At 54.7% G+C, this 1,696-nt stretch carries 1 protein-coding gene; it reads right to left on the reverse strand.

The features are described from left to right. Positions 1-1,071: 1,071 nt before the first annotated feature. Positions 1,072-1,548: a hypothetical protein gene (locus Poly41_RS33710; RefSeq protein ID WP_231616162.1), complete on the reverse strand. Its 477-nt coding sequence runs from the start codon at positions 1,546-1,548 to the stop codon at positions 1,072-1,074. Positions 1,549-1,696: the final 148 nt, after the last annotated feature.

Here is a 1,696-nt window from a genome sequence, read left to right on the forward strand (position 1 = left end):
TAAGGTGCATCTGGCGCTGATGGGTTGGCGATTGATCTTGATTTAAGCACCAATACCAATAACCGATTCGTCCGCCAGATGCATTTCCTTTATTGAAAAATTGTGTGTTCGAGCCCCTTCCGCCTCGCCTTCGCTTCGGCCCGCACCGCGATCAGGGGCCGAAGCGAAGGCGAGGCGGAAAGGGGAGCCCCCATTCTGCTGAGCCCGAGCCAAGGTCAAGAACTCAACGACTTGCACCCACTAATTCCGTGGGAGAGCCTTATAAACACGTAGCCACGATGGACAACCAGTATCGGCTGCCTGATGCCTTGACATCGACGAACGAATCGGACCATCGTGGCTTCTCAAACCACTTCTACACCCAACTCTTTTACCAACACAACCTATTACGGAGATTCGGGAAGCCCAAACATCATTCACTAAGACCGACGCCAAGGAGAAGACCTACCCAAGTGTGAGAAGCACCGAGAAAAGTTGACCCTGATCTTTCGCCTTAGGACCGATCGCTGTTGCGAATCGTAGAAGGATCAGACACGTCGCCCTAAAGAATGTGCCACACCGCGGGACGGTAGCTTGCTGCTCATTGAAGCCTCCAGGCAAGCTGCACCCACCACGAGCCGATGACCGCACAAGCGATCGTTGAACCGTGCATGGATAACTGAGAGGACGCAGTCCGCAGTGAGCGGATCTATCAGAGTTCAAATGCGTTCACACCTCGAATAGTCGTTTAATCAACATCCTTGACCAAAGATCACCGTGCGTGGCAAGTGCGGCCCGCTCCCTCGAAGCTCTCCAACAAAGGCAACCTCCGCCTGCCCAACATCTCCACCGCCTGTCGTTCGCCAAGCTCGCTATCGCGAGTGCCGGGCGAGCGACCAACAGGCGGCTCCGACGAAGGCAGGCTCCAAAGGAGATTTCAACTCAAATGACATAACAACGGGAAATCGGAAAAAGTGGAGACCCGCCACTTGCACAACCTCGGACTTCATAGTCGGTACGCGTCACCCGGCACGCGCGAAAGATTCTCAATTTCAAAAACGCTCGACTCGCGTGCTCGGGTGCACGCGATGGTTACCCGCCGGCGTGGGATCGCATCAGCCGCACCGAACGTACCGATGCCACCACCAAATAGTACCAAATGACGGGGCAAAGCAAAACGATCAGCAAAGTGTAAAGGTGTTGCGACCAAGTATATTTTCCAGAGGCGATGTTCGTGGCGTCCAAGTACGTCGCGAACACTATCAGTCCGGTAACCAGCAGCAGGGGCAGCAAGAACAAAGGCAGCAAGATGAGGCCGAGAGGCTTGGCGTAGCGCTCGGAGGCAACCGCAACTACCGCAGCGAAAACGAGATATGCAGCAGGTGCGAATCCAAACCACCAGTTTTGCCAACCCCACGTTGCAATTGGCGAGGTGAGGAACGGCGGAAGATGCATAGACCCAATGACGGCAGCGAATGCAGCCAAAACGTACGAGGCAAGTCGTCGATTTCGACACGAAGCGGCGGCAGATACTGAGACGTTGGTTGGCGCTTCGTACGGATTTGCCATCAAGCTATTTCAGTCGGGTAACGAAATGCGATCTATCCGATGGTCAGGCGTTAAAAAAGCTCAACTTGCTAGTTGAGCTTGCCGCCTGACTTTCGGATAGATCGTGCGTTGAGCTTTGTCGCCGCAAGGGGATCCAGTCGGACGGGAC

The sequence above is a fragment of the Novipirellula artificiosorum genome (genome assembly GCF_007860135.1).
Classification (GTDB): Bacteria; Planctomycetota; Planctomycetia; order Pirellulales; family Pirellulaceae; genus Novipirellula_A; species Novipirellula_A artificiosorum.